The organism is Streptomyces sp. NPDC002209 (assembly GCF_042890265.1).
GTDB lineage: Bacteria > Actinomycetota > Actinomycetes > Streptomycetales > Streptomycetaceae > Streptomyces.
Genome location: NZ_JBIARX010000009.1, coordinates 1 through 25,554, shown reverse-complemented (window position 1 = coordinate 25,554; position 25,554 = coordinate 1). Strand labels below are relative to the sequence as shown.

The following is a 25,554-nucleotide window of genomic DNA, read 5'->3' as shown; positions in this document are numbered from 1 at the left end:
GGTCCGCCGGCAGATCACGTGATCGACCGGACAGCTCCAGGCCCATGCGGCGCCCGCATGGAGCCGGCATCGACTCCACCGGCGGTCTGAGCACCATCCCCAAGGCCTCCCTCGCGGTCGCCCCCTCCGGATCCGACGTGCAGTCCCCCTCCTGATCGCCACCCTCCTGGCCGGCGGAGGTGTCTCGCTCTCCTCCGCCACGGTCAAGCGCCTCACCAAGAAGCCCCGGCTCGTGAAGAAGCTGACCCGCACGGTCGAGAAGGACGACCTCGGGGTCACCCGGCCGAGTGGAGACCCTTACAACAGCGTGAACGTCGACGGAACCACCCGAGTGCCGCAGTACCACAACACGCCCTGCGTAACGCTGGATTGCGTACGGTCAACTTGATGAGCTCGGTTAGACGGAACCAGACCGCCTCGCCGGCCAGTTGCAGATGTGATGCCCGGTGACCACTTCGGGGCGCCGACCCGGGCGAGTCCGGCTCGGGTCTAGGCTCGGAAGGCCTTGGCGAGGAGCTCGCCGAACTCGGCGGGGTGCGTGGTCAGGCCGGTATGGCCGCCGGGGAAGTGCAGGAGTTCGGTGCCGAGACGCTCGGCCAGAAGAGCGGCTGGACGGTAGGGCAGCTCGCCGCGTGAGTCCTGGCCGCACGCGAGCACGAGCCGGTCCGACAGTGCCTCCAACCCGTGGGTGTCGGGGGCGTAGGACATGAAGCTCGGCACGATGCGCCCAACGAAGAAGGGCAGGTTGGCCATCGTCCGCTCGACCCGCGCCGCTGCCTGCGGCGGAAGCTTGGTCTCGGCCTTCTGCTCGGTGCTGTCGCCGGCCTTCTTCAGGCCCGCGGCGAACACGGCCATCGCCGGCATGAGCCCCTCTGCGCGCAGTGTGGCCTGCACGCGCGCGATGAGCAGGCGGTGTGCGGATGCATCGGGCAGGACCTCCACTACCGGCGGCTCATGTGCCACGAGGCGTTCGACGCGTTCGGGATGGGCCGTGAGCAGGTGCAGGGCGGCGATCGCGCCCGAGCTGGAGCCGAAAACACGCGCGGGCTCACCGGGCGACAGCAGGTCCAGTATCCGGAAGGCGTCATCGGCGTGCTCGGCCACTCGCTGCTCGGCCTCGGGGTCGTCCAGCGTGCTTCGGGACATGCCGCGCGGGTCGTAGGTCGCAACGGTGTACGCGGCGGCCAGGTCGTCGGCGATGCCGTCGAAGGAGGACGCGCCGCCCGTCCCTCCGGGGATCAGTAGCAGGAGCGGGCCCTGGCCGCGCACTTCGTAGTGCAGGGTCGCGCCGTGCACGCGCAGGCTGCCAATGGTCGGGCCAGTCATGCGGAGTCTCCTTCTTGGGACCGGGGCCAGTGCTCCAGGAGGGTGTGGAGGGCCTCGAGTGCGCGGACCCAGGACTGCTGCGGTGAACGTTCGTGTGCGAAGCCGCCCGCGGCCTCCAAGGTGACGAAGCCGTGGAACGTGCTGCGCAGCAACCGGACCGCGTCGGTCAGGTCCGGTTCGGCCAGTCCGTAGCCGCGCAGCATGCCGTAGGTCAGCTCGACCGCGCGCCGTGGTCCGGACGCCTTCGCGGCCAGTTCGGGGTCGATCTGGATCGGGGTCTGCGTCGCCGTGTAGCGGCCCGGATGCGTGTGGGCGTACTCCCGCCAGGCGTCGGCAAACGCGACCAGCGCGTCCTTGCCCGCCCGCCCAGAGGTCGCCTCCGCGATACGGATGGTCTTCTCGTCCGCAGCCAGCAGCGCGATCCGGCCGCGCAGATCCTCCAGGCCTCGGACATGCGAGTACAGGCTCGCGTCCTTCACGCCCAGCCGCCGCGCCAACTGCGACATGGTCACCTGGTCGAGCCCGACCTCGTCCGCCAGGTCGGCGCCCGCGATCGTCACCCGCTCCGCTGTCAGCCCTGCCCGCACCATGCGTCCTCCCCAAACCTAGGACTCATAGTTTTAACCTAGAGGTCCTAGGAATGCCAAATGAGAGGCGTCACGGGCCGCGTCCCTGCGGCGGACCGGCTTGGACCCGGACGACGTCAGGCTCGACGATGCGCTGCTGCCGCCCCCTCTGGCGCCGAAAAAAGGAGCACATTCCGAGGATCGACCAGGCATGCATGGCCGCCGCCAAGCCCGTGCGCACCGCACACCGGACCGCGACGGACCGACCGTTTATCAAGATCGGCTCGTGGCGTCAAGCCACGTATTCGAGTGGCGTGACGCCCGCTCCCCCACAGGGTTTATTTGAAGTACGCCCTCACCGGGGAAACCCACCGGAGAACAACAGGCCGAAAGAATTTCCCCGGCCTATTCAGCGGGGCGGCACACAAACCCTTATTCATGCCGAATGGAGAATTCCCATGTTCGAGCGTTTCCCGACCCGCCGTATCGTTCTGGCCGGAGCTTCCCTGGCACTGGTCGGCGGCGGCATCGCCCTGCCGGCGACCGCCATGGCCGCACCCGTCGCCGCCCCGCAGCAGGCCGTCACCCTCCCCCAGGACAGCGCCGACGGCATCGGCACCGGCGGAGACGCCAACGCCGAGAACACCACGGTCGGCGGCACCGCCACCGGCGGCAACGCCAGCAGCGGCGTCAACAACTGCGAAGGCGGATGCGACATCAAGACCGGCAACGCCACCGGCGGCAGCGCCAGCGCCGATGCCGTCAACACCGGCGACGCCACCGCCGTGGGCGGCGACGGCACCGGCACCGGCGGCCAGGTCAACAAGCAGACCATCAAGGACCAGCTCAAGGACCAACTCAAGGCCAAGCTCGGCAAGTGAGAACCGGACGAACCCCCACAGCTCCCCGGAAACACGCCCCGGGGAGCCGCCCGACACAGCAAACGCCGGAGAGGCCGCAGCCTCTCCGGCGTCCGCATGCGCCGGCGTGGCATCAGGCCTGATCCGGGCAGGGACCCCAGGAGGGCCGCGCATGCTTCGAGGGCACGCGCGCGCCCAGCATTCGCCGGCACAGGACGACAGGCAGGCGACGAACCCGTGCTGCATGCCAATCGATGAAAGGACTGGTCACGGGGTATGAAAGGGGCGACTTCGAGTTCGCCGGCTACGGCCGGCTACGGCCGGTTACGGCCGGTTACGAAGTCGTGCTGCGTAGGCCACGAGGGCTCCCCTCTGATGGGTTCACCCTTCTTCGCCCCTGACCTCCAACGCTTGTTGCGCCAAGCCGACGAACGTCATGTAGGTGCCCCGGAAATCCTGGTACGCAGCGTCGTAGTCGTGTCTCCGCTCGGCGGTGTCGTCACCGATGAGCGCCTTCAGCGGCGGCTGCAGGCGTCGCGCCATCTGCCTCACCTGCTCCGCCGCGGCGGAAACCTCGGCAGGACCGTCGAGCCGAACCTCATGGGTTGCCTTGTTCATGTTCCCGATGGCCGGGCCGATGCGCTCATACATCCGCGTCAGGAGCCGGTCCTTGGTCTCGCGGTCACGCGCCGCGTCGACGTCGTCGATCTGCCAGGTGACCTCGTTGAATGCGTGCGCGCAGTTCATCATCTCCCGGTAAGTGGATCGACGCCGGTCGCGCTGTTCACGAAGGGCCTGTGCCGTCGTGGTTGTGATCGAGGAGTTTGCCACCAGGAATGTCGTTACGACAGCCCGCGCATCGATCAGTGACCGCGATCGGGCATGAAACAGCCCGTTGTAGCCGACCGTCCTGCACCCACTGCACCGTGTAGCTGATCGTCGAACGTCGGTTTCGTACGTGCCGGCACCAGCCGCCGCGAGGCGCCGCGCTCACCGACGTCCCGCTCAACGCGCGCCACAGGCGGAGAATGAGGAACTGTGATGACAGTCCTGGTGGTCGGCGTACCGGAAGGCGAGGAACTGGAGCGGCTGAGGTCGCGGATCCAGCGCAACCCCCACTTCCAGGTCATCTCCCACGCCCGCACGCCCGACGTCGCTCTCGCCCACGCCCGCGTCCTGCTCCCCGACATCACCGTGCTCACCCTGGCCGGAGGCTTCCGCGACGACCCGGCCGCAGTCGGCATCTTCCACGGCGTACGCGCCCTGGACCCGCCGAGCGGGGTCGTACTCCGCACCAGAGCCGACGCGGCTCCCGGCGACCTCGACGGCTTCACGGTCGACGGAGCCGTCCACATCGTCCGCGCGGGCGACGAGGAAGGACTGATGCGCGCCCTGCGCACCATCGGTCTGCGCCGGGCAACCTGCGACCCGGACGAAATGCCCTGACCGTCATCGCGCACCGTGCAGATCCCCGCGCAAGGCCAGGGCCGTCCCCCTCGACAGCTACGGAAAGACGGGCGTCGGCGGGGTCAGGCGCACCGGCTCATTGAAGTGGTCCGAGTCGACGAGGAACACCACGTCCGTGAGTCACCCGTCGCCGTCCACCGGATGATCGCAGACATCAACCCGCGGGCAGCGCCCACCTCCACGAGGCGGGAGTTGTCCGCGCCCGCGACTGCCGGCATGCCGGACATGCGGGGGACCGCCATGCCGGGCAGCAGGCGTTGCAGGGCCCGCTGTTGGTTCAGGGGCGGACCTTGCGGACGTGGTCGGCCGAGAGATGGAGCTCGTAGGGCAGGCAGCAGTCGGAGCAGAGGGTCGCGACGAGGGTTCCGCAGACACACAACTGGTTCAATCCGCCGTCGGGGGTCGCTCCGCAGCAGGCGGGAGAGGCGTGTTCAAGCCGCAGGCCGCGGGCGTCGTCCGGGTTGATGACGATGTTGCCTCGCGGGCCCTGCGACACCAACGGCTTCCCGTCCACGTTCCAGTGGCCTCCGTGGCGTGGCATCACCGGCCCGGGCACCTGGGCGACGACCAAGGGCGCGCCGTAGGGCTCCGTCTCGATCGCATAGCAGCCTGACGGCACGGTCGCCGGTGACGGACCCGGCTCATCGGCGTCCCACCATGCGTAGTACGGAGCTTCGGGTACGGCGGGCAGCCTGGTCAGTGGCCCCGTCAGGGCGGCGCCGCATGTGGCGCACACGAACACCACCGCTTCGGCCTCTGCAACCCCGTCGGTGGTACCGGTGGGCGGGGCAGCCTGCCCGTGCTCCGGCTTGCTTCCGTCTTCTTCCTGGTCTCGCTGATCGTGCATGCGCTGACCGTACGCGGCACGCTCACCGCACCGGCCACCACCCCCGCGAGGGCAGTACACGAGTCAAGCAATCAGGCGGTGCTGCAACTTGGCGACATCGTCCCCGTCATCAACCGCATTCCTGGCGCCCGCCGGGTGCCTGGCATGCCCCCACGCCTACGCCTGCGCAACAAACGCACAGGTGTGAGTCCTCGAGCGCGAACTCCGCGCCCGGCTGTAGGCCAGGAGGGGGAAGTGTCGGCACGGCACCCCGCGAGCCGTGACGCGTGGCGGCTCCTTCCGATAGACACCGCCCGTGATCAACAGCTACCGCAGAACAGCTGTCGCCCGCCGCCGACGCGCGGGTGGGACCGGACTTCCGAACGAGGCCGAAGGGGGGAGCCCATGTCGATGCGACGGCCTCTCCGAATGAACCGACGAGTGATGCGCGCGGCGCGCGGCTGGCCGCGTGCGCTCCTGCTCGCACTCACCGTGACGCTCACGGCGGCCGCGCCGGCCGGCGCGGCGCTCGCCGAGCCGCGGCCCAGTACCCCGCCCTCGGCCGGCGTCCCCTCGCCTTCGGGGGGCGAGGGGACGCTGTCTCGGGCGGAGGTGAAGCAGCACGTGGACGTGAGCGCGCTGCCTCGGCCCAAACGCACCGCCGAGCCGCGGATGCGGCCCTACCTCGCCCCTCCGAAGCGGCAGGCGCCGCTACGGCCGATGCAGCAGCCCAGCCTGCCGGTCACCACTGCGATGCTGACTCCGAAGGGCGCGACGGCGCCGAAGGCGGCGCCTTCCTCGGCCGTGGTGGAGCGGCTGAAGAGCTTCTCCACGCTCGGGAACGGCGACAGCATCACCCCCTCCGACACCAATCTCGCGGTCGGGCCCACCTACATCGTCCAGTTCGTGAACCGCTCCGGCCAGATCTACGACAAGGCCGGCAACACGGTGGGCTCGCGCTTCGACCTGGGGGCCTTCTTCGGGTTCGCGGCGGGCACGGGCGGGGATCCGCGGGTGCACTACGACGCGGGCTCCGGCCGGTTCTTCGCCTCGTACGAGGGGATCCTGGCCAACGGAGACGAGGTCGACGTCGCCGTCAGCGACAGCTCCGACCCCCGCGGGCACTGGACCGTGTACAACATCGGAAGCAACAGCTCCAACGTCCAGCAGGACCGGCCACTGCTCGGGTACAGCAACGACAAGGTCACACTGAGCTGGAACAACTTCGACCTCGCAGCCGACCCCGAAGTGTTCCTGGGCGCGGTGAACGTGGTCGTCAACAAGGCGGACCTGCTGGCCGGCGGCGCGATCAGCCTCACGACGTTCGCCCAGGACACCAGCCTGGACGACGCCGTCCCGGCCACCTCGCTGTCCGGGATCAACGATCAGCTCTCGATGAAGCACGAAGGCACCGACGTGCTGGTGACCACGATCACCGGTGTGCCCGGCGTCAGTGCGGTCAACCGCACCGTGAACACCATCGCCATCGGAACCGCGCCCCCACCACCGACGTGTGGCGGCGAAAGGGGATGCGCGGCTCAGCCGCCCGGGGGCGACGCCACCATCGCGACGAACGAAGACAGGATGCTCTCCGTCGCCTGGCAGAACAACCACCTGTGGGGCGTCTTCAACGTCAGCTGCACCCCCCTCGGCGACACCGCGGTCCACAACTGCCAGCGTTACGTCCAGATCGCGACCGGCGGCGGCCAGAGCCTGGCGACCAACCTCAATCTCGGCCTCGTGGGCGGAGACATCTACTACGGCTCGTTGGCTCTGAACGACGAGGACGACCTGTTCTCCGGGTTCACCGCGTCCTCGACCACGATGTTCCCCACCGCCGTCGCGATCGGAGTGCCGGGCGGCAACTTCCCGGCGACCACGTTCGGCGACTTCTACGCCGCGGGCACGGAGGCCTACGCATGCCGCTGCAACGGCGACAGCCGCTGGGGCGACTACTCGGGCACCGCCCGCGACCCGAGCAACCCCAAGGACGTCTGGACGGTCCAGCAGATCGGAGCGACCGGCAACACCGGGATCTCCGGCGGCGACTGGGGCACCGCGATGGACCGGGTCACGCTGTCCCCGCCCACCGTCACCGGCGTCACCCCGAACCACGCGCCCGAACTGGCCCAGTGCGTGAACACCGTGACCGTGCGCGGTACGGAGTTCCCGACGAGCGGCACCACCGTCAAATTCGGCTCAGTGGCTGCCACGAACGTGAGCGTGAGCGGGCCGGAGGAGCTGACCGCGCAGGTGCCGCCGCAGGCACGGGGCACGGTGGACGTCACCGTGACCACCCCCAACGGCACGAGCCCGATCACCGCCGCCGACCAGTTCACCTACGACCCGGACACGACCGCACCGACCGTCTCCGCGAGCGTCTCCCCCGCACCGAACGGCGCGGGCTGGAACACGACCAGCCCGGCCACCGTCAACATCAGCGCCAGTGAGGGCGCCTGCGCCTCCGGCGTCCAGAAGATCACCTACAGTGCGAGCGGCGCCCAGCCGATCGCATCCACCATCGTCTCAGGCGCCAGTGCTGCCGTCCCGATCACGGTGAACGGCGTGACCATGGTGACCTACACCGCCACCGACAACGCCGGCAACACCTCCGCACCGCAGACGATCACTGTGCGGCTCGACACGGTGGCGCCGTCGATCACCATCGTCCGACCGGTGGCCGGCACATACCTGTACCGCCAGGCGGTCACCGCCTCCTACTCGTGCACGGACGCCACCTCCGGAGTGGCGAGCTGCGTCGGCACGGCGCCCAACGGCAGTGCGGTCGACACCTCGACGCTCGGCTCGCACACGTTCACGGTGAATGCGAAGGACGTCGCCACGAACCCGTCCACCAAGAGCGTCACCTACACGGTGGCGTACCGGATCTGCCTGCTCTACGACCCGGCCCGGCCGGTCCGCCTGCTCGGCCAGGTCGTGCTCAGCCTGCGGATCTGCGACGCCAACGGCAACAACCTCTCCAGCTCGAACATCACGCTGACGGCCGTCCGGGTCACCGGTCCGGTCACCAGGCCGGTCACGGGCCGGTTCGCCTACAACCCCGTGTTCGCCAGCTACGGCCTCCCCGTCAGCACGAACGGGCTGCCCAACGGCAACTACAACCTCGAATTCACCATCAGTGGAGCTGACACCACCACCCACGTGGCGCCCTTCACCCTCCGCTGACACCCACAACCCATAGGAGCGTGCCGGCCCGGCCCCGATCCCGGGGCCGGGCCGGCACGCAACAGGGCGAGTCGCCATTCGGCCGGCTCACCGTCCTCACCGTTCTCACCGTGACACCGATGAGGACGGCCCGGGCGCGTCATTTCGTCCAGATGTCCATGAGTTGGTTTGCCGCACGGAAGTTGTCGGGCGAATCCACGTTGCACACGACGGTGACGGCAGTGTTGCGGTCCGGGCTCACCTTGAAGGTGCTGTGGAACCCCTCCCAGTCGCCGCGATGCACCAGGCTCTTGTCGGGGAGAAGGAGGATTCCGGCCCCGTACCGCCCTGCATCGATGCCACGCATGCGCAGGACGTCGCCCACGCTCACCGCTCCCTCCGTGACCCCGGCGAGCAGTTCCGCTCCGCCGATGCGACCCGTGCGGTAGTTGTCGGCCCAGCGGACGAATTCCCCAGGGGTGGTTTGGACGGAGCCGTCTCCGTACTGCTTCCAGGGGGAGGAATTGGGAGTGAAGGAGCCGTCCTTCGCGTCGTACGACTTTGCCTTGCCGGGAACGTCCGTTGCCGGGGACAACGCCATGCGCAGGTGCAGTGGGGTGAAGAACTCCCGTTGGAGGAAGGTCGGGAACGGCTTTCCGGTGACCCTCTCGACGACATGCGCCAGGAGGACGTAGTTGGAGTTGGAGTAGGAGAAACGCTTGCCTGGCGGATCTTCCGGCTGTGAGGCGAGGATGGCTGCGATCGCTTCCTTCTGGCCGGCCGGATCCGTCAGCTTGATGCCCTTGGCCTCCAGCAGATCCTGGTAGTCGGTGATACCGCTGGTGTGACGCATCAGGTCGCCCAGCGTGACGTTCCGCGTCCATGCGGGCGGGTTGTCGAGGTAGTCGGAAAGGGGGTCGTCCAGTGCGAGTTGGTGTCGCCCGGCCAACAAGAGGACGGCGTCTGCGGTGAATTGCTTGGAGTTGGACGCCATGTCGAAGACGGTCTTCGAGGTGATGGCGCGCCCGGTCGTCAGATCAGCTTTCCCCCTCCCCGCCTCCCAGACGACGCTTCCCCGTGTGCCGACGGCTGCCGCACAGCCCGGGCCATCAGGAGAAGGCACCAGCTTCCGGAGAACCTCTGCACTGCGTTTCTCGCGGTCATCGCCGGTCGCGTATGCGTGCGGGCTCGCGATACCGGCCAGGACGACCACGACGATGGTGCCCCCGGCGGTGCACAACGACGCCATCCGGTTCACGGACACTGCCCTCCCGGTCACTTCGGGGTGATCGTGAACGGCTCCCACCTCAGGCCCGCCACGCAGCCGGTATCGGGCGCGGCCGGACGGGCGAGGAAGGAGGCCAGCACCTTCTGGGCGCAGGGCGACTGCGGGACCACCCAGTGGCCGATGCCGGGGATCTGCACGGTGGTCGAGTGGGGCAGCATGCGGGCCGTCTTCTGCGCCCAGCTCGCCCCGGTCTTCATGTCGAACGTCCCGTTGAGGAAGAGCGTGGGCACCGCACCGGCGGGGGCCAGCCGCTGCGTTGCGGTGCGGTCCGGGACGTTCCAGACACGGCACACCTGCTCCTGGAACGCCAGTTGAGGTGCCTGGGCCTGGACCGACTGCGGCCAGTCGGGGAACGCGCGGCGGCCCGCGTTCAGCACATCGGCCGCCGAGTGACCCGGCACCCACTCGCTGCACACCACCGAATTCGTCATACCGTGGGCGGTCTGGCCGATGACCTGGACCGAACCGGCGGCACGGGCCCGGGCGAAGCGCTCCGGATGTCCGCGGCCGAGTTCGTCGATCGCCGCCGGGACGTCGGCGAGCGGGATCGCCTTGGCGACCAGCACGTTCAGCAGTGCTCCGCCGTCGAGGACGACCTTCACCGGGTCTCCGCCCTGCGGCGGCCGGACGTTCAGTGTCAGCGGCCGGGCCTCCAGCTTGCGCACCTGCTCGTTCAGGGTGCGCTCGAGGTCCGGGTAGCGGCTCTTGCAGCGGGGCTCCGCCGCGCAGGCCTTGTAGAGGTGGTCGAGGCCCTCCCGCGCGCCGGCCCAGGCGAACGGCAGGGAGACGGACTGCGCGGGGGCGATCGAGTCGAGCGCCACCGCGCGGATCCCCTGGGGGTGCAGGCGCAGGTAGGTCAGGGCCAGGTTGCTGCCGTACGAGTGGCCGTAGACGTTCCACTGCTTGATGCCGAGCGCGGTGCGCAGGTCGGCGAAGTCGGCCGCGTTCTCGGTGCTGTTGTAGGCGCTCAGGTCGGTCCCGTCGGCCGTCAGGCGGTCCCGGCACTGCTTCACCGCATCGAGCATGAGCCGCTCCGTCTGCGGTGCGTAGGAGGGGAGCCCCACGGACCGGGCGTAGAAGCGGTCCAGTTCCGGGCAGGCAAGATCGGGCTCGTCGTAGAGATTGCCGCGCTGGGCCATGACGATCAGTTCGCGATCCCGGTTCAGGCCGGAGGAGACCAGGAAGGGGATGTCGTCGAACGTCTCGCCACCGGGGCCGCCCGACATGAACACCACGGGGTCCTTGGCGGGCTTCGCCGAGACGGCCGGGATGACCGCCACGCCCAGCCGGATGGTCCGGCCGCCGGGCCGGGCACGGTTCTCCGGGACCTCCAGGACACCGCACCGGGCGGTGGCCAGCGCTTCGATCGGCTCAGGCGTCCTGGGGCAGGGACCCGGCACGAAGCGTGACGCGGCGGCCGTGCCGAGCCCGGTGAGATCGGTGTGCGGTGGTGCGGCGCCCGCCGGCGTCGGGCCGAGGGCTGCCAGGAGGGCCAGAGCGGCAGCGGCCCCTGCAGCCGGCGCCCCGATATGGAAGCTGTGCTCTGCCATGTGATCCCGGTCCTCTGCCGCTCGACGGCTGCCCCACCGGGCGATGCCGCGGCGGTGTGGGCGGAACGCACGCCATCAACGCTACCGGGTGGTCCGAAGACGCGCACAAGGACGGCAGGCGGCCGCCGGTCCTTGCCGCCGCTCGGCCCGAGGCGAGCTGGATGTGCTCGCTCTCTCACGACGCGGCCCGGGAGGGCATCATGATCCACATGACTTACGCAGCGCCCTCCCCCTCCGCAAGCATCTTCCCGCCCACCGGCCGTCGTGTGCTCGTCAGCGGTGCCTCGCGCGGGCTCGGCCGTGCGCTCGCTCAGGCGTTCGCCGCCAACGGCGACCTGGTGGCCGTCCACTTCGGCTCGCGGCGCGAGGAGGCCGAGGAAACCCTCGGCTCGCTCGCCGGTACGGGGCACGTGCTCGCCGGAGGCGACCTGTCCACCCCGGACGGCGCGCACGCCGTCGCCGAGGCCTCGGTCGCAGGACTCGGCGGGCTGGACGTACTCGTCAACAACGCCGCCGTGAACCTCCCGCACCCGCTCGCCACCACCTCGTACGAGGACTGGTCGGCCGCCTGGCAGAGTCACGTATCCGTCAACCTCCTCGCGACGGCGAACCTGAGCCACCTCGCGGCCCGTCGCATGATCGAGCAGGGCGGCGGCGGCCGGATCGTCAACGTCGGCTCGCGCGGGGCCTTCCGTGGCGAGCCCGACCATCCGGCCTACGGGGCGACGAAGGCTGCGGTGCACGCGCTGGGTCAGTCCCTCGCCGTGCACCTCGCCCCTTACGGAATCGGCGTCGCCTCCGTCGCACCCGGGTTCTTCGAGACGGAGCGGGTCGCGCACCGGCTGAGCGGGGCGGAGGGCGAGGCGATCCGCGCCCAGAGCCCGTTCGGGCGGGTGGCATCGGCGGACGAGATCGCGGCCGCCGTGCTGTGGCTGGCCTCACCGGCGGCCGAATGGGCCTCGGGGACGGTTCTGGACCTCAACGGGGCCTCGTACCTGCGTACGTGAGGCAGCCGCCCAGGCGGCTCGGAGCCCAGTGCGTCACGAAGCGGGTCGCAAAACGCTTGACCTCAACCACACTTGAGGCGTGACGCTGATCCGCATGACCACGGAATCCAGATCCCACCCCGCAGACGTCGAAGCGATCAGGCAGCTCGTCGCGACCGTCGAGCACTCCCAGCAGAACAAGGACCCCGACGAGTTCCTCGGACTCTTCCACCCGGACGCGATCTGGACGACGGCCCACGGCAAGGTCCTCATCGGCCTCGACGCGATCTCGGAGTTCACCCGCAAGGTCCTGCCCGCGGCGAGCTGGGACGGCAAGGTCACCTACGAGGTGGTCCACGTGCTCTTCATCCGCCCCGACGTCGCGGCGGTCAAGGTCCGTCAGCGTTACCTGGCCCCGGGCGAGGAGAGCGAGGGCGCCCCGCTGTACGTGATCTCGAAGCAAGCCGACGGTCGTTGGCTGCTGACCGCCTGCCAGAACACGGGGGTCGTCGCCGGCTAGGACGGCGGCCTCGAAGCGGACCGCGGGTTTGCCGAACCGGTGCCGTGGAGAAGCGGGTGCTGCTCCAGAAGCTGGAACAGCACCCGACCGCAGCGGTGGGCCGGCCTCGCTCGGTCGCAGGGGAACGCGGTGGACAGGCCAGCGCCCCCGGCGTCCCCCAGCACGGGCATCCCTGGGCAGGTCCTCGGTCAGGTCAGGGCGGCGATCACTTCCTGCGCCGCCCGCTCCCCCTCGGTCGCCCCGCCTTCCATGAAGCCCTGGAAGTCGTAGCTGCAGTGCTCGCCACCGATGTGGATCCGGCCCTGCGCGGTGCCCTCGTACTTGGCGTACTTGTGCAGGTAGCCCGTCGGCCAGTACGAGTACGCGCCGAGCGAGTACGGGTTGCGGTGCCAGGCGGACAGCTGCGCCCGACCGGTCCAGGCCGCCTTGGTGCCGGGGAAGAAGGCGTCGATCCCGGTGAGCATCCGGTCCGCGAGGGCGCGTACGTAGGGGTCGGAGTCGGTGGCGAAGGGGCTGCCGGGGGTGAGCGAGCCGGCCAGGCTGCCACCGCCGTACTGGAGGAGGATGCCCCCGTTGCCCGGCTGAACCTTGGTGGTGTCCCAGGTCTGCTGGACATCGGTGTCGGTGAAGCAGTCACCCGCGGAAACCCCCGGCCAGGGGCCGGTGCCGCGCCAGGGGCGGCTGGTGAACTGCATGTTGAGCTTGGTGCAGTAGCCCATGCGGGCGTCCCGCAGGAGGTTCTTCATCAACGGGTCGAATCCGGCCGCGGTGATGTCGATCCGCTGGAGGATCGGCAGCGGCAGGCACAGGACGGTGTGGTCGGCCACGACCGTGCGGGTGGCGCCCGCGTCGTTGAAGGTCAGCGTCTGCGTGCCGTCGGCCGAGACGCGTACGGCGACCAGCTCGCGGCCCATGACGAGCGATCCGGCGGGCAGGGCCTGGGCCATGGCGTTCGGCAGCTGGTCGTTCCCTCCGATGATGTGGTAGCGCTCGTTGGACAGGCCCCAGACGTTGAAGTTGCCCGGGTTGGGCTGGTAGCCCATCAGCAGGACGAGCGCCAAGGCCGACTGCTGGTCGGTGTCGGCCCCGTACTCGACGTTGTACGCCACGTCGATGAAGCGGCCGAGCTGCGATCCGTGCCCGCCGGGGATCCGGGTCTCGATCCACTCGTACAGGGTCATGTTGTCGAGCGCGGTCCCAGCCGGGGTCGAGGAGTTCCAGGAGACTTCGCCGGCCGCCTGGAGGTCCCGGCGCAGCGCCTGGTAGACGGCCTTGAAGTCCTCGTCGGCCTGGGCGCGCGGATAGTAGACCCCGTTGAACCGGAGGATTTCCTCGGCTCCGTTCGGCCCGCCGCCGAGGAAGTCCTCGACGGGCAGATTGAAACGGCGGCACAGTTCCAGGACCTTCTTGTGGCTGGTGTCGATCAGCTCGCCGCCGATCTCGGAGGTCTGCCCGTACGCCCACAGGGAGCGCTGGCTCCACATCCGGCCTCCCACACGGCTCGGATTGGCTTCGTAGAGCGTGCAGGCGACGCCGGCGTCCTTGAGGGTGAGGGCGGCGGTCAGCCCCGAGATCCCGGCGCCCACGACGGCCACGCGGGCGGGTGTGACGGGCTTCTTCTCGGGCAGGGCCTCCACGGCGTGGGCGCTCGCGGAGGGGCCCGCCGCCGAGGCGACGGCGGCGCCGAGCCCGAGGGCGGCGGCCCGGCCGAGGAGCTGGCGGCGGGTGGAGCCGCGGACCTCGGCGACGGGCAGGCCGAGCCGGCGGGCGGCGGCGTGTTCGGCGGCGAGCCGACGGAGCTCGTGCATCAGTGGCGTACGGGCCATGGTCGTGGCTCCTCGTCAGATGTTCGCGGCGGAAGGGGTGGGGCTGTCGGTGAGCCCGTCGGTGCGTTCGGCAGCGTCCTCCAGGACGACGCGGCCGATGATCGTGTAGCGCTCGGGGGCCTTGTGCTTGAGCCACAGGCCGAGTCCGAGGCCGCCGAAGAAGACGCCCCCGACGATCCACGGGATCAGCGTGAAGAAGAACGAGTCGGCGGCCAGCCCGGCCGCCGTGCGCATGTTGACCAGGAGCAGGACGACCACGGCGGCCATGGCGATCCCGCCGGCCAGCGGAGCCGTGAAGGTACGGAACCAGTGCCGGTCCTCGGGGTGGTTCTTGCGGAAGTAGCCGATCACGGCGAAGGAGCACAGCGTCTGGACGATGAGGATCGCCATCGTGCCGAGGATCGCGAGCAGCGTGTACAGGTGGATGTACGGGTCCTGTCCGGTCAGCCAGAACAGTGCGACCAGGCCGGTGGCGATGGCCGTCTGCACCATGGAGGAGACGTACGGGGACCCGTGCTTGGCGTGCGTACGGCCGAGTCCCGGGTGCAGGAAGCCCTCGCGGCCGATGGCGTAGAGGTAGCGGGCGGCGCACTGGTGGAAGGCCATGCCGCAGGCGAAGGAGCCGGTGAGCAGCAGCCATTGGAAGGCGTCCACGGCCCACCCGCCGATGAAGGTCCGGGTGGGCGCGAAGAACAGGTCGAGCGGGCTCGCGGAGGCGGAGAGCTCCACGGACTCGGCCAGGCCGTTACCCGCGATGGTCATCCAGGAGACGTAGATGTAGAAGAGGCCGACGCCGATGACCGAGATCAGGGTGGCCTTGGGGATGACCCGCTTCGGGTCGCGGGACTCCTCCCCGTACATGGCGGTGGATTCGAAGCCGACCCAGGACCAGAACGCGAAGAAGAGCCCGAGTCCGGCGGAGGTGCCGGTGAAGGCGTTCTTCGGGTTCACCGGCTCGAGGGGTATCCCGTCCGGGCCGCCGCCCGCGACCAGTACGGAGGTGGCGACGGCGAACAGCACGGCGATCTCGGCGACGAGCATCACCCCCAGCGCCTTGGCGGTGAGGTTGATGTCGAAATGCGCGAGGACGGCAGTGACCGCCAGCATGGCGGCTGCGTAGACGATCCAGGGCAGGTCGATGCCGAGTTGGTCGTGGACGGTGGTCTTGGCGAAGTAGGAGAAGACTCCGACGATCGACGCCTCGAAGACGATGTAGGCGAGGACCGCGAGCATGCCGGAGGCCATGCCGGCGATCCGGCCGAGGCCGTGTGAGATGTACCCGTAGAAGGCGCCGGCCGCGGTGATCCGCTTGGCCATGGCGACGTAGCCGACGGCGAAGACGGTCAGCACGGCGGTCGCGAAAAGGTAGCCGGCGGGGGCGCCGGTCCCGTTGCCGAAGCCCACGGCGATGGGGAGGTTCCCGGTCATCGCGGTGATGGGGGCGGCGGTGGCGACGGCCATGAAGACGACGCCCACCAGGCCCACCGAATTGGCTTTGAGCCGCTGCACCTGGGGTGCGCCGCCGCCCGTGCCGGTATCCGTGCCCATAGCTCCTCGTTCCTGTCGTGAGGGCGCTCACTCTCACCCCGCGTGACGTACGCCACAATCGACAGGCGGGCCGATAATTCCCTTGCGGATACGACGAGTTGTCGAGTCGAACGAGGAGAGGGCCGTCTCCGTAACCCCCCGGTGATGCGGAGGAAAAGAGTCCGGCCGCGTCCGGCACGTCTCCGACGTCACCGGCCTGGGCTCGCGCTACCGGGCAGCCGCGTGCCCACGGGGGTCGGCGGCCATCTCGCGCAGGTAGCCGTCTATCGCGGCGAACGTCGCTTCCGGCTGTTCCAGCTGTGGCAGGTGGCCCGCCTCGGAGATGACCTGGAGGCGGCCGCGCCCGAAGGCTTCGGCGTACGCGGCGCCATAGGCGGGCGTGACGATGCGGTCGCTCTCACCCCAGAGCAGGAGTGCGGGAACGTCGACGCGCCGCAGACGGCGGAGCAGCTTCGGGTCGTGCATGTAGGGGGCCCCGGCGAGGACCCGCAGCGTGGCCATGTTGTCACGCTGTACGGCGACTTGCCGGGCGGGGAGCGTCTCGGGGTCACGGTAGAAGCGGGCGGAGTCGTGCCAGGCGTACTCGGCCACGCCGTGGGCGTCGAGCGCGAAGAAGTCCCTGATCGGCTCGGCCTCGACGTGGACTCCGACGGGATCGATCAGGACGAGCCCGGTGATGATTCCGCCGGCGTCCCGTACGGCCATTTCCGCCGCGGCCCAGCCGCCGATCGAGGAGCCGACGACCAGGACGTCACGCAGTCCGCGGTCTTGCAGGTGGTGCAGGTAGGCGAGGGCGAGATCGTCGATGCCGGTCAGCCACGCCGGGCGGCGGGTGCCGTCCCATCCCGGGTGTACCGGGGTGATGGCGTGCGCGGTGCGGGCGAGGTGGGAGGAGAGCCCGGCGACCGTGGCCGGTCCCCCGCCGCCGTGCAGGATCAGGCAGGGCCTGCCGGTTCCGGCTTCGGTCAGGGTGAGGGGCAGGTCCGGGTACAGGGTGGTGCTCTTGTCCGATGGCATGCCAGGACCATAACTAAGACTGTTTATATAAACAAGCTTAGTTGTGCTCTAGACTGGTCTCATGTCCGATGAACTGCAGGTCCTTGGAAGAGCGGTGAAGCAGGCCCAGTACAAGCAGCACCGGGCACTGGACAGCCGCCTCGCCGGCGTCGGCACGACGCTGGCGCAGTGGGACGCCCTCCGCGCGATCAGCCGCGCGCCCGGGTCGCCGGCCCGGGCCCTGGCCGCGGCGACGTTCCAGAGCGAGCAGGCCTTCGGCACGCTCGCCGGCCGACTCACAGCCCTGGGTCTGATCGACCGCAGACCGGGCAGCGGCCGGCGCATCGAGCACTACCTCACCCCCGCCGGCGAAGAGGTCCTGAACGCGGGGCACCAGATCGCGGACGAGGTCCTCGCCTCGTGCTACTCGCACCTGTCCCAGGCCGACCGCACCACACTGCTCGACCTGCTCCAACGCATCGACGGCGGCGCGGGCGGCTGAGCGGAGCGGCCCGGCAGCGTCGGCCACGAAGACGCGCGGTCGCATCCGCCGCGAACCGGAGGATGGCCAGGGCAAGGGCGCAGGCCGCGCGGTCTGCCCGCCGATCATGCATCTACGCTTGTGCCCCGTCAGATCGTCGATCCAGACGAATGACCGGTCGTGGAACGGAGCATGTGGTGCCAGCGGGCCAAGAGGGGCAAGAGAACGACGGGGACCTGGTCGACAAGGTGCTCGGGGGGCGCTACCGGGTGACCTCCGTGATCGGCCGCGGCGGCATGGGAGTGGTCGCGAGAGCCGTCGACGAACTGCTCGCCCGGGAGGTCGCCGTCAAGGTCTTGCGGGCCTACACCGACGCGAGCGAGTCCGAACTGCTCCACCTGCGCACCCGGATGGAGCGCGAGGCGCAGGCCGCCGCCCGCATCCGGCACAGCGGGGTCGTCACCGTCCACGACGTGACCCAAGAGCGGGGCCTGCCGGTCATCGTCATGGAACTCGTCGACGGGCCCTCGCTCGACGACGTGGTGGCGCAGCGCGGCGCGCTCGACCCGTACGAGGCCGCCGCGATCGGCGCCCAGCTGATGGACGCGCTCGACGCCGCGCACCGGGCGGGCGTCCTGCACCGGGACGTGAAGCCGGGCAACGTCCTGCTGGAGCGGGGCGGCCGGGTCGTGCTGACCGACTTCGGCATCGCCACCATGGACGCCGCCGACGAAGAGGCCGCGGCGAAACTGACCCGCAGCGGTCAGCTGGTCGGCTCGCTCGACTACCTGCCGCCGGAGCGTGCGCAGGGCAGGGAGCCGGGCCCGGCCTCGGACATCTGGTCCCTCGGGATGACCCTGTACGCGGCGGTGGAGGGCGTCTCACCGTTCCGCCGCACCTCGGTGTGGTCCACGCTGGCCGCGATCGTCGCCGAACCGCTGCCCGAGCCCCGGCGGGCGGGGCCGCTCGCCCCGGTGCTGATGGCGCTGATGGCGAAGGAGCCGGCGAACCGGCCCACCGCCGACCAGGCCCGCGCGATGCTGGAGCAGGTGGCGGCGAGCGGGGCCGGAGCGCAGCCCGCGCAGCCGGGTCCCGCTGCCGCGGCGCAGCCCGTCCAGCCGGGACCCGCCTCCGGGATGCCGACCCCGACGGCGGCGTCCGTCGTGGGGCCGCCGTCCGGCTTCGGGCCGCCGCCGGTCTTCGGTGGTGGGGGCGATGGCGGTGCGGGCGCCGTACCGTTTACGCAACCCCAGGTCCCGGCTCCCTACAGCGGATTCCCCCCGCCGGGCCAGCCGCCGACCGCGGCGCAGAACTCCGAGGCCGCGGACCGGGCGCGGCGCCGCAGCCGTATGGCGATAGCCGCGGCGGTCGTCGCAGCACTCGCCGCCGGCGGTATCACTTACGCCGTGACCACGGGGGGCGGCGGCGACCGGGTGCGGGCGGTGGCGCCGACGCCCGTGTCCGGTGGCGACTCCCCGGCGGCCGGCGGCCAGCCGGGCGCGGACACCCCGGGTCCCTCCCCCTCCAGCTCCGGTCCCGGGGCCGAGCCCTCCACTGCCGCCTCCAAGAAGCCGAGCACGGCACCGCCCTCCTCGACAGCGGCCGCGCCCGCCCCGACCAAGCCGAGCCCCGTACCGACGGGCTGTGCCGGCTGGACCCACAAGGACCCGAAGCCGGGCACCTACGGCTACATTTCCGGCGACCACCACCTGCTGGCCGCGCCGTACCAGAACTGCCCCGCCGGTGCCCTGGTCAAGGACGGCACGAAGCTCTGGTACCACTGCTACACCGTCAACTCGTACGGCAACCAGTGGACGTACGTGCGCGTGGACGGCACGAACACCACCGGGTGGCTGTACAACCGCGACCTCACCGGCCAGAAGGGCTCGTCCCCCGCGTGTTAGCCTCCCGCGGCCACGCGTCTTGGGCGGCGGAACGGAGTCCTGCGCCATCGGTCGGGAGCCGGGTGCCCCCGGCGGGCAAGGCGTCGGCGCGCCCGGCGCTGTCGCCGACCGTGCCGACGGGGGCACGTTGGCGCCGGGCTGACTGGTCGAGGTGGAACGGTGAGCCGGGGTTCCCGGGCGTCCAGCCGGTGGTGAGAGCGGTGCGGATGCTGTCAGCGACCTGGGCGGGCAGGATCGGCCTGCCGAGTGTTCCGAACCAGTTGCTCGGGTGCGGCTGGTTGGTGGTGACGACCAGCGTGGTGCCGGGGGTCTCGGCGTGCTCGACCGCGTAGGCAAGGGGCGACTGGACCAGTCCCTGGTCGTAGGTCGGCCGTCCGCGGAGTCGCCACCGGTAGGTGGTTCCGTCCACGGTGATGAGCCGCGATCCCTTTTTGACCAGTGCCATGTCCACATCCTTGAGTCGGGGGTCAGTCCCACTGCTGATCGGCGAGGGAGGTCACCGGCTGGGGCTTGCCGATGACGGCCAAGGCAATGAAGAAGTTGATCTGACCGATCGCGATCGTAAGGGTGGCCAGCGCCTTCTCGTCGTAGTGCTGCGCCACCTCGGCGTACAGCTCGTCGGAGACGCGCTCCTTGCCGTGCGGGGCGGGCTGGAGGGTGGCCTCCACCAAGGCGAGCGCGGCGCGCTCGGCGTCGGTGAAGTACGGGGCGTCCTGCCAGGAGGACACGGCCGTGATGCGCTCCTCCGACACCCCGGCCTTGCGCAGGAAACCGGTGTTCAGGATCGTCAGGTAGGTGTTACCGACGATCTGCCCGGCACGCAGGTGGACCAGGCTCATCGTGGTGCGCGGCACCGAGCGGTTGCCGGTGGCGCGGAAGAGGGCGGCGCTGATGTCGTTCAACTCGGGTACGAACTCGCCCGGGTTGGGCATCCGGGACATCCGGGAAGCGGAGGTGTTCGTCATGGCTGCTCTCCTTCATGTCGGCCTGATCGGCGTCTTCACAGCACTGACGGATGGGCACGCCCAGACGTGACAGGAATCCGGAGAATCTTTCCGGCGGCGCGGCGCACAGAGCGCGCTCGCTGCCGGGTCGGCGCCCTGCTGCCGGCCACATGCTGCCGCGGCTGATCCCGTGCCCGACGGGGAGCAGATCGACTGCCCGGACGGCGGCACCGGCCATGGCCATGGCCGCTCAGCCCCAGCTACGCCGAAGCCTTGGGGCCGACAGAGCGCCCGTCGTCACACCACACCGAGCCGGCGGAATTCATGTGCAGCGCGCGGGAACAGGGACGAGAGGATGCTCGACTGCAACGCGCCGTCAAGGGAAGACGCGAGGAATTGCGTGCAGGATACGGAGAAATGCTCCCATCGGTCGCCGCGTGCCTCGTTCACCATGACGGTCCATCGGTCCGGCTCAAGGCCCGGCCGGACAAGCCAGTAGAGGCATTCTCCGTTGTCCGTGGTCGCCCATGGGATGACTCGGGCTCCCTCCAGCTCCAGTTCCGCCGGCTCCCTCTCGATTTCCCACAGGCCTTCCAGGTCTTCGGCCTGGTGCGCTGCCCATTCGATGAGGTCGTAGTTTTCGTTGGGGCAGCCGGGCTCCAGGACGTACAGATAGTCGTCCCAGTTACTTCCTCCATAGGTGTGGATGAGGTCCTTGTAGTCGGCGGGAAGCTCGACTCCGAGGCGGCGCTCGGCCTCGCCCCAGTCCTTCTGCCGGGGCTCACTCGGCGCTGGGGCGATTTCGAAGAGACGTGCAAGGGCCTCGGTCATGACGGGAGTCCTGTTTCCTGGAGATCAATGAGCCCGGGCGCCAAGGAGGTTGGCCGGGTTCAGCGCGTGCCATCGGAGTTTGATCGCTTACTGAGCCTCGATCCGAGGCCGCCGCTCAGTCGATGAGGAAGGCCGGCAGGCGCTGCTTCAGCACTTCATCGCGGGGCAGGGAGAGACCGAATCGGCTCTCGATGAGAGCCAGTGTGTGGCGGTCGCGGTCGCGGTAGGACTCGTCCTCCGGTCGTGCGTACTCGCCGTCCGGATGCAGCACACCGGCCGCTATCAGCTCCGGCAGCAGAAGGTCCGGCTGCTCACCCCATCGCCAGACTTCTTCGCCGATTCCGAAACTGCAGACGTCCGCACCGTCTCTGGCGTAGGAGAACATCGCCGGCGGATGGTCCGGGGAGGGATCCAGGTGGATGGCTTCCACTCCGTTCCGGGAGATCTCGGCCAGCTTCTCTCCCCCGTTGCCCATCCCGTACTCGACGGCGAAGGACCAGCCACCGCCGGCACCGACCCGCACCACGGCATCGTCGTCCGTCGCCAGGTCCAGGACCATGTTCCACGCCTCTGTGTCCGTGATCGGTGACACGACGGATCCCGGCGTGCCGCCCATCCGTACGCCCAGCTCCATCGGCTCGATGCCACGCGCGAAGACCACGCCGTGGTGCCACTCTTCCTGATCCACGAGCCACTGAATGCCGCCACTCATGGCGCCTCCCCCTCTCTCACGGGCACAGGCACCCATCCATCCGTGCCCATCGAAGTGATCACCCTAGTCAGCAGAACCGACAGGGCCCGTGCGCGAGGACTGATCGCCTGGGCCCGATTCACCTCTGGCACCGAACGGGAGATCCGAGCGCACCTGGACCGCTACGAGGACGTGCGCGGAATGCTGCGTGCCTCCGGCGTGGCGTCCGGGGTGCGCGGGCGGCCGTAGACTCGGCCCATGAACCGCACACGCGTCACGGAGGAGTGCCTGCCGCAGGCCGCTCCTACCGCGCGTGCGGCCGGCGCGGACCGGACGGGCGTCAGCTGCCGGACCGCCGTCGACGGCCAGGCCCCCGCGGTCGGCCGCGGCGCCCCGCACGGCCACGGCTAGCGCTTCCCGCCGCCGTCCCCCGCCGACCCCACCTCATCCGGGCCCCTCCCGTACCCCTTCCCGGGACAGCCCACCCGCCTCCGGCCCGCCCCGGCCGGACCACCGCGCCCCGACCCCTCCCGGTCCCGTCGCCCGGGGCGACCCCTCGCCCCTCACCCCATGACCCGCAGTGCCGGCGATCCGTCGGCGCTGCCGCCAGGCGCGGGCCGCACGTCGGGCCGCCGCCGCTCCCGAAGGGACCACCGTGAAGTTGAGCGGGTTGCTGACCGGCCACGAGCACGACGTCATCCAGGGTGACGCCGCATCGACGCGGATCACCGCGGGCACCACCTTCGACGTCGACCGGGTCGTGCCGGGCTCGCTCTTCATCGCCGTACCCGGCCACCGAGGAGGCGGCCCCGCCGCCATCGGCGCGGCGCTCGCGCGCGGGGCGGTGGCCGTGCTCGTCGACGCGGCGGGAGCCGCCGCCGCGCCGCCGCAACGGGAACTGCCACCCGCGGTGTGCGTCGTACGGGTGGCGGACACCCGCAAGGCCGCCGCCGTCGCCTCCTCCCGCTACTTCGGCGAGCCGGGACGGCACATGGACGTGGTGGCGGTCACCGGGACCAACGGGAAGACCTCCATCTCGTACATGGTCGAGTCGCTGCTGAGGATCTCGGAGGGCGCCTCGGTGGGCGTCATCGGAACGGCGGGCAGCAGGATCGGCGACGAGGTGATCCCCATGCCGCCGTCGGTGCTGACCACTCCGGAATCGCCCGACCTCCAGTACCTCCTGGGTCACATGCGCGACCGGGCCACGGGCAGCGTGGTACTGGAGGCCACCTCGATGGCGCTGCAGACGTACCGGATGGACCGCACGTTCGTCGACGTCGGCGTCTTCACCAACCTGACCCAGGACCACCTGGACGACCACGGAACGATGGGCCGCTACACGGACGCCAAGCTCCGGCTGTTCCAGGGGCTCTGCCGGCACGCGGTGGTCAACGTGGACGACGCCGTGGGAGCCGGGATCCGGGCGATGATGCCGGGCGCGGTGACCACGTACGGACTCGACGCGGAGGCCGACTTCCGCGCCGCCGACCTGGTCGCGGACGCCTCCGGCACTCGGTTCACCCTGCACCACGCGGGCCGGGCGTACCCCGCGGCCGTCCCGGTGCCGGGCCGGTTCTCCGTGTCCAACGCGCTGGCGGCCGTGGCGGCCTGCCGGGTCCTGGGGCACGACCTGGACGGACTGGTCGCCGCACTCGCGCAGATGCCGCCCGTACCGGGCCGGTTCGAGCGCTTCGTGACCCCCGCCGGCACGTCGGTGATCGTGGACTACGCGCACTCGCCCGACTCCCTCGACAAGGTCCTCACGGCCATCCGGGGCTTCGCCCGCGGCCGGGTCATCACCGTCTTCGGCTGCGGCGGCGACCGGGACACCACGAAGCGGGCCGAGATGGGCCGGATCGCCGGAACCCACTCCGACCTGTGCGTCCTGACCTCGGACAACCCCCGCACCGAGGACCCCGAGGCCATCCTGGACCAGATCGCCCCCGGCATCGCGGCCACAGGCACCCCGTACGAACGCTCCGCCGACCGGCGCAGGGCCATCGGGTTCGCGCTCGCCGCCGCGCGGCCCGACGACATCGTCCTGATCGCCGGGAAGGGCAGCGAACCGCACCAGATCGTGGGAGAGGAGCTCCTCCCCTTCAGCGACATGGCGACCGTACGCGACCTCGCCGGGGCCGGCCCGGCCTCCTGAACCGAGCCACCGGAGCCCGCGGCTCCGGCCAGTCCCGTTCGTACGTGCCGGATACCCGGCGACCCCGGGCGAGGCCGGCCGGACGGCGAGCGATCGCGTACCAGGCCGGACGGATCAACGGATCAGGTGACGGTGACGCGCAGGACGTACGGCTCGCCCGTACTGATGGCTTGCGCCTGTTCCCGTAGGTCCGCCTCCGTGAAGCCGAGCAGCGCTTCGTCGGCGGCTCGCCGGAGCAACGGCAGGATCTCGGCGACGGGCCGACCGCGACGCACCTCGGCGAGCTCGGCAAAGGCCCGCTGGTAGGGGGCGCCGTACGTACCTGCGCTGTCGGCCAGCAGCCGGTCAAGGTGCTGCCTGCCCACACTGATCTCGCCCATGGGCTGCTCCTTCGTCCTCAGCGACCCGGCCGCTCCGAGCCCTCGCCTTCGACGCTACGAGGCCGGTCTGACAGCCCCCGCCCGCCCGGCCCGGCCGCGTGTCAGAGGCGAGGGTGAGTCGGGTGGCGAAGCTCTGGCCGGCACGGAGCAAATCGTCATTTAAGATTCAGGCTGGCCGCGGGGCCGCGGCTCGTCGCTGTGGGCGGCTGCGGAAAGGGCGGGCCGGCCAGTCGATGAGAGCGGCCTGTGTCAGGGTTCCGGTCCGGACGGGGACCGTGTGATGCTGATCATGAAGCTCCCGGGGAATCGCGCGCCCGTCGGCGTGCGTCTCAGTGGTGTGAGGTGCCCGGCCCACCCGCCCACGAACAGAAGACCCCCAGGGAGAAGCGAGGTATGCCAGTGATCTGCGTCGGAGGCATGATCGGAATCGGCAAGACGAGCGTGGCCGAGCTGCTCGCCAAGGAGCTGGGCAGCGAAGTCTTCTACGAGAGCGTGGCAGACAATCCGATCCTTCCGCTCATCTACACGGCGAGCCCCGAGGAGATCCAGGCCAAGCGCTACCCCTTCCTGCTCCAGCTCTACTTCCTGCAGACACGGTTCGCCTCGATCAAGGAGGCGTACAAGCAGGGCGACAACATCCTCGACCGCTCGATCTACGAGGACTGGTACTTCGCCAAGGTCAACCACGACCTGGGCCGGATCAGCTCCCTCGAGATGCAGGTGTACGAGGGACTGCTGGGCGAGATGATGCGCGAAATCGACGGCCTGCCGTACCGCAAGGCACCCGATCTCATGGTCTACCTCAAGGCGGACTTCGAAACGGTCCTGCACCGCATCGGCCTGAGGGGCCGCGATTTCGAACAGGACGAGAGCCTCGTCGAGTACTACCGGACGCTGTGGTCCGGCTACGACGACTGGGTGCACAAGCACTACTCGGCCAGCGAAGTCCTCGTCGTCGACATGAACCACACAGATGTGGTGAACAACCCCGAGGACGCGGCCCGCGTGGCGCAGGAGGTCAAGGACGCCCTGGTCGCGGTCAGGCAGCGGGCCTGAACGCAGGGCGAGCCCAGGGGGCCCTTGGACAGTGCAGCAGTGCGGGCCGCCACCCGGGGAGGGTGGCGGCCCGCACTGCTGCGTCGGCTCGGACTAGGCCGTCTCTTCCGGATCTTGCCTGACCCGCGCCGCCTGGCACCGCACCTCGCCGCGTTGTCGGGGCGCCCGAGTACATCCAGTACTCGGGC

The 25,554-nt window shown here is 70.0% G+C and carries 23 protein-coding genes and 1 pseudogene; 10 read left to right on the top strand and 14 right to left on the bottom strand.

Going from position 1 to position 25,554, the window contains the following annotated elements:
• Positions 1-489 precede the first annotated feature (489 nt).
• Together ACFYXK_RS19060 and ACFYXK_RS19055 are read right to left on the bottom strand one after the other, a co-directional pair.
• The gene (locus ACFYXK_RS19060; protein ID WP_389412143.1) at positions 490-1,326 is read right to left on the bottom strand and encodes an alpha/beta fold hydrolase; all 837 of its coding nucleotides are present in this window, start codon (positions 1,324-1,326) and stop codon (positions 490-492) included.
• A complete protein-coding gene (locus ACFYXK_RS19055; protein ID WP_389412142.1) occupies positions 1,323-1,916 on the bottom strand; it encodes a TetR/AcrR family transcriptional regulator in 594 nt (197 codons plus the stop codon). Before ACFYXK_RS19055 ends, ACFYXK_RS19060 begins: the two co-directional genes overlap by 4 nt.
• A 434-nt stretch (positions 1,917-2,350) precedes the next feature.
• On the opposite strand from ACFYXK_RS19055, the gene ACFYXK_RS19050 reads away from it, so the two are divergent.
• The gene (locus tag ACFYXK_RS19050) at positions 2,351-2,773 is read left to right on the top strand and encodes a hypothetical protein (protein WP_389412141.1); all 423 of its coding nucleotides are present in this window, start codon (positions 2,351-2,353) and stop codon (positions 2,771-2,773) included.
• Between the two features lie 360 nt (positions 2,774-3,133).
• On the opposite strand, the gene ACFYXK_RS19045 is transcribed toward ACFYXK_RS19050, so the two are convergent.
• Positions 3,134-3,583 carry a hypothetical protein gene (locus ACFYXK_RS19045; RefSeq protein ID WP_389412140.1) on the bottom strand — a complete coding sequence of 150 codons (450 nt, stop codon included), beginning with the start codon at positions 3,581-3,583 and terminating at the stop codon, positions 3,134-3,136.
• A 210-nt stretch (positions 3,584-3,793) separates the two neighbouring features.
• Between ACFYXK_RS19045 and ACFYXK_RS19040 the strand changes: the two genes are divergently transcribed.
• Complete coding sequence (locus tag ACFYXK_RS19040; RefSeq protein WP_389412139.1) at positions 3,794-4,198, top strand: hypothetical protein; 405 nt, start codon at positions 3,794-3,796, stop codon at positions 4,196-4,198.
• A 298-nt stretch (positions 4,199-4,496) separates the two neighbouring features.
• On the opposite strand, the gene ACFYXK_RS19035 is transcribed toward ACFYXK_RS19040, so the two are convergent.
• Entirely contained in the window at positions 4,497-5,066 is a 570-nt protein-coding gene (locus ACFYXK_RS19035) for a hypothetical protein (RefSeq protein WP_389412138.1), read from the bottom strand.
• 408 nt (positions 5,067-5,474) lie between these two features.
• Between ACFYXK_RS19035 and ACFYXK_RS19030 the strand changes: the two genes are divergently transcribed.
• The gene (locus ACFYXK_RS19030; protein ID WP_389412137.1) at positions 5,475-8,231 is read left to right on the top strand and encodes an OmpL47-type beta-barrel domain-containing protein; all 2,757 of its coding nucleotides are present in this window, start codon (positions 5,475-5,477) and stop codon (positions 8,229-8,231) included.
• A 139-nt stretch (positions 8,232-8,370) separates the two neighbouring features.
• On the opposite strand, the gene ACFYXK_RS19025 is transcribed toward ACFYXK_RS19030, so the two are convergent.
• Both ACFYXK_RS19025 and ACFYXK_RS19020 read right to left on the bottom strand, forming a co-directional pair.
• Positions 8,371-9,459 (bottom strand): serine hydrolase domain-containing protein, encoded by a 1,089-nt coding sequence (locus tag ACFYXK_RS19025; RefSeq protein ID WP_389412423.1) that lies wholly within the window; start codon positions 9,457-9,459, stop codon positions 8,371-8,373.
• Positions 9,460-9,485: 26 nt separating this feature from the next.
• Positions 9,486-11,048 carry an alpha/beta fold hydrolase gene (locus ACFYXK_RS19020; protein WP_389412136.1) on the bottom strand — a complete coding sequence of 521 codons (1,563 nt, stop codon included), beginning with the start codon at positions 11,046-11,048 and terminating at the stop codon, positions 9,486-9,488.
• A 209-nt stretch (positions 11,049-11,257) separates the two neighbouring features.
• On the opposite strand from ACFYXK_RS19020, the gene ACFYXK_RS19015 reads away from it, so the two are divergent.
• Both ACFYXK_RS19015 and ACFYXK_RS19010 read left to right on the top strand, forming a co-directional pair.
• A complete protein-coding gene (locus ACFYXK_RS19015) occupies positions 11,258-12,055 on the top strand; it encodes an SDR family NAD(P)-dependent oxidoreductase (RefSeq protein ID WP_389412135.1) in 798 nt (265 codons plus the stop codon).
• A gap of 94 nt (positions 12,056-12,149) precedes the next feature.
• Positions 12,150-12,554 (top strand): SgcJ/EcaC family oxidoreductase, encoded by a 405-nt coding sequence (locus tag ACFYXK_RS19010; protein ID WP_389412134.1) that lies wholly within the window; start codon positions 12,150-12,152, stop codon positions 12,552-12,554.
• Positions 12,555-12,742: 188 nt separating this feature from the next.
• On the opposite strand, the gene ACFYXK_RS19005 is transcribed toward ACFYXK_RS19010, so the two are convergent.
• From ACFYXK_RS19005 to ACFYXK_RS18995, 3 genes are all read right to left on the bottom strand, one after another.
• Complete coding sequence (locus ACFYXK_RS19005; RefSeq protein WP_389412133.1) at positions 12,743-14,380, bottom strand: flavin monoamine oxidase family protein; 1,638 nt, start codon at positions 14,378-14,380, stop codon at positions 12,743-12,745.
• A gap of 15 nt (positions 14,381-14,395) precedes the next feature.
• The gene (locus ACFYXK_RS19000) at positions 14,396-15,928 is read right to left on the bottom strand and encodes an APC family permease (protein ID WP_389412132.1); all 1,533 of its coding nucleotides are present in this window, start codon (positions 15,926-15,928) and stop codon (positions 14,396-14,398) included.
• A gap of 207 nt (positions 15,929-16,135) precedes the next feature.
• Positions 16,136-16,945 (bottom strand): alpha/beta fold hydrolase, encoded by an 810-nt coding sequence (locus ACFYXK_RS18995; protein WP_389412131.1) that lies wholly within the window; start codon positions 16,943-16,945, stop codon positions 16,136-16,138.
• Positions 16,946-17,006: 61 nt separating this feature from the next.
• On the opposite strand from ACFYXK_RS18995, the gene ACFYXK_RS18990 reads away from it, so the two are divergent.
• Positions 17,007-17,426 carry a MarR family winged helix-turn-helix transcriptional regulator gene (locus tag ACFYXK_RS18990; RefSeq protein WP_389412130.1) on the top strand — a complete coding sequence of 140 codons (420 nt, stop codon included), beginning with the start codon at positions 17,007-17,009 and terminating at the stop codon, positions 17,424-17,426.
• A gap of 62 nt (positions 17,427-17,488) precedes the next feature.
• A pseudogene (locus ACFYXK_RS18985) lies at positions 17,489-18,424 on the top strand (serine/threonine-protein kinase); the annotation flags it as partial.
• A gap of 850 nt (positions 18,425-19,274) precedes the next feature.
• On the opposite strand, the gene ACFYXK_RS18980 reads toward ACFYXK_RS18985, so the two are convergent.
• The 4 genes from ACFYXK_RS18980 to ACFYXK_RS18965 all read right to left on the bottom strand — a co-directional run bounded on the left by ACFYXK_RS18980 (position 19,275) and on the right by ACFYXK_RS18965 (position 21,796).
• Positions 19,275-19,754: a hypothetical protein gene (locus ACFYXK_RS18980; RefSeq protein WP_389412431.1), complete on the bottom strand. Its 480-nt coding sequence runs from the start codon at positions 19,752-19,754 to the stop codon at positions 19,275-19,277.
• Between the two features lie 22 nt (positions 19,755-19,776).
• Entirely contained in the window at positions 19,777-20,274 is a 498-nt protein-coding gene (locus ACFYXK_RS18975; protein ID WP_389412129.1) for a carboxymuconolactone decarboxylase family protein, read from the bottom strand.
• A 276-nt stretch (positions 20,275-20,550) separates the two neighbouring features.
• Positions 20,551-21,084 (bottom strand): SMI1/KNR4 family protein, encoded by a 534-nt coding sequence (locus ACFYXK_RS18970; protein WP_389412128.1) that lies wholly within the window; start codon positions 21,082-21,084, stop codon positions 20,551-20,553.
• A gap of 115 nt (positions 21,085-21,199) precedes the next feature.
• Complete coding sequence (locus ACFYXK_RS18965; protein ID WP_389412127.1) at positions 21,200-21,796, bottom strand: DUF6461 domain-containing protein; 597 nt, start codon at positions 21,794-21,796, stop codon at positions 21,200-21,202.
• Positions 21,797-22,033: 237 nt separating this feature from the next.
• Between ACFYXK_RS18965 and ACFYXK_RS18960 the strand changes: the two genes are divergently transcribed.
• Entirely contained in the window at positions 22,034-22,186 is a 153-nt protein-coding gene (locus tag ACFYXK_RS18960; RefSeq protein ID WP_389412126.1) for a hypothetical protein, read from the top strand.
• 244 nt (positions 22,187-22,430) lie between these two features.
• Complete coding sequence (locus ACFYXK_RS18955; RefSeq protein WP_389412125.1) at positions 22,431-23,930, top strand: UDP-N-acetylmuramoyl-L-alanyl-D-glutamate--2,6-diaminopimelate ligase; 1,500 nt, start codon at positions 22,431-22,433, stop codon at positions 23,928-23,930.
• Between the two features lie 122 nt (positions 23,931-24,052).
• Here ACFYXK_RS18955 and ACFYXK_RS18950 read toward each other — a convergent pair whose 3' ends face one another.
• Positions 24,053-24,310 (bottom strand): hypothetical protein, encoded by a 258-nt coding sequence (locus tag ACFYXK_RS18950; protein WP_389412124.1) that lies wholly within the window; start codon positions 24,308-24,310, stop codon positions 24,053-24,055.
• 393 nt (positions 24,311-24,703) lie between these two features.
• Between ACFYXK_RS18950 and ACFYXK_RS18945 the strand changes: the two genes are divergently transcribed.
• The gene (locus tag ACFYXK_RS18945) at positions 24,704-25,366 is read left to right on the top strand and encodes a deoxynucleoside kinase (RefSeq protein WP_389412123.1); all 663 of its coding nucleotides are present in this window, start codon (positions 24,704-24,706) and stop codon (positions 25,364-25,366) included.
• Positions 25,367-25,554 lie beyond the last annotated feature (188 nt).

Excerpts from the sequence above, each read along its gene's own strand:
- ACFYXK_RS18980 (WP_389412431.1), bottom strand. The coding sequence starts at position 19,754 with ATGGCACTGGTCAAAAAGGGATCGCGGCTCATCACCGTGGACGGAACC.
- ACFYXK_RS19035 (WP_389412138.1), bottom strand. The coding sequence starts at position 5,066 with ATGCACGATCAGCGAGACCAGGAAGAAGACGGAAGCAAGCCGGAGCAC.
- ACFYXK_RS19000 (WP_389412132.1), bottom strand. The coding sequence starts at position 15,928 with ATGGGCACGGATACCGGCACGGGCGGCGGCGCACCCCAGGTGCAGCGG.
- ACFYXK_RS19015 (WP_389412135.1), top strand. The coding sequence starts at position 11,258 with ATGACTTACGCAGCGCCCTCCCCCTCCGCAAGCATCTTCCCGCCCACC.
- ACFYXK_RS18945 (WP_389412123.1), top strand. The coding sequence starts at position 24,704 with ATGCCAGTGATCTGCGTCGGAGGCATGATCGGAATCGGCAAGACGAGC.
- ACFYXK_RS18960 (WP_389412126.1), top strand. The coding sequence starts at position 22,034 with ATGAACCGCACACGCGTCACGGAGGAGTGCCTGCCGCAGGCCGCTCCT.
- ACFYXK_RS19005 (WP_389412133.1), bottom strand. The coding sequence starts at position 14,380 with ATGGCCCGTACGCCACTGATGCACGAGCTCCGTCGGCTCGCCGCCGAA.
- ACFYXK_RS18965 (WP_389412127.1), bottom strand. The coding sequence starts at position 21,796 with ATGAGTGGCGGCATTCAGTGGCTCGTGGATCAGGAAGAGTGGCACCAC.
- ACFYXK_RS19010 (WP_389412134.1), top strand. The coding sequence starts at position 12,150 with ATGACCACGGAATCCAGATCCCACCCCGCAGACGTCGAAGCGATCAGG.
- ACFYXK_RS19040 (WP_389412139.1), top strand. The coding sequence starts at position 3,794 with ATGACAGTCCTGGTGGTCGGCGTACCGGAAGGCGAGGAACTGGAGCGG.
- ACFYXK_RS18970 (WP_389412128.1), bottom strand. The coding sequence starts at position 21,084 with ATGACCGAGGCCCTTGCACGTCTCTTCGAAATCGCCCCAGCGCCGAGT.
- ACFYXK_RS18990 (WP_389412130.1), top strand. The coding sequence starts at position 17,007 with ATGTCCGATGAACTGCAGGTCCTTGGAAGAGCGGTGAAGCAGGCCCAG.
- ACFYXK_RS18995 (WP_389412131.1), bottom strand. The coding sequence starts at position 16,945 with ATGCCATCGGACAAGAGCACCACCCTGTACCCGGACCTGCCCCTCACC.
- ACFYXK_RS18950 (WP_389412124.1), bottom strand. The coding sequence starts at position 24,310 with ATGGGCGAGATCAGTGTGGGCAGGCAGCACCTTGACCGGCTGCTGGCC.
- ACFYXK_RS18975 (WP_389412129.1), bottom strand. The coding sequence starts at position 20,274 with ATGACGAACACCTCCGCTTCCCGGATGTCCCGGATGCCCAACCCGGGC.
- ACFYXK_RS19020 (WP_389412136.1), bottom strand. The coding sequence starts at position 11,048 with ATGGCAGAGCACAGCTTCCATATCGGGGCGCCGGCTGCAGGGGCCGCT.
- ACFYXK_RS19050 (WP_389412141.1), top strand. The coding sequence starts at position 2,351 with ATGTTCGAGCGTTTCCCGACCCGCCGTATCGTTCTGGCCGGAGCTTCC.
- ACFYXK_RS19060 (WP_389412143.1), bottom strand. The coding sequence starts at position 1,326 with ATGACTGGCCCGACCATTGGCAGCCTGCGCGTGCACGGCGCGACCCTG.
- ACFYXK_RS19055 (WP_389412142.1), bottom strand. The coding sequence starts at position 1,916 with ATGGTGCGGGCAGGGCTGACAGCGGAGCGGGTGACGATCGCGGGCGCC.
- ACFYXK_RS19025 (WP_389412423.1), bottom strand. The coding sequence starts at position 9,459 with ATGGCGTCGTTGTGCACCGCCGGGGGCACCATCGTCGTGGTCGTCCTG.
- ACFYXK_RS19030 (WP_389412137.1), top strand. The coding sequence starts at position 5,475 with ATGAACCGACGAGTGATGCGCGCGGCGCGCGGCTGGCCGCGTGCGCTC.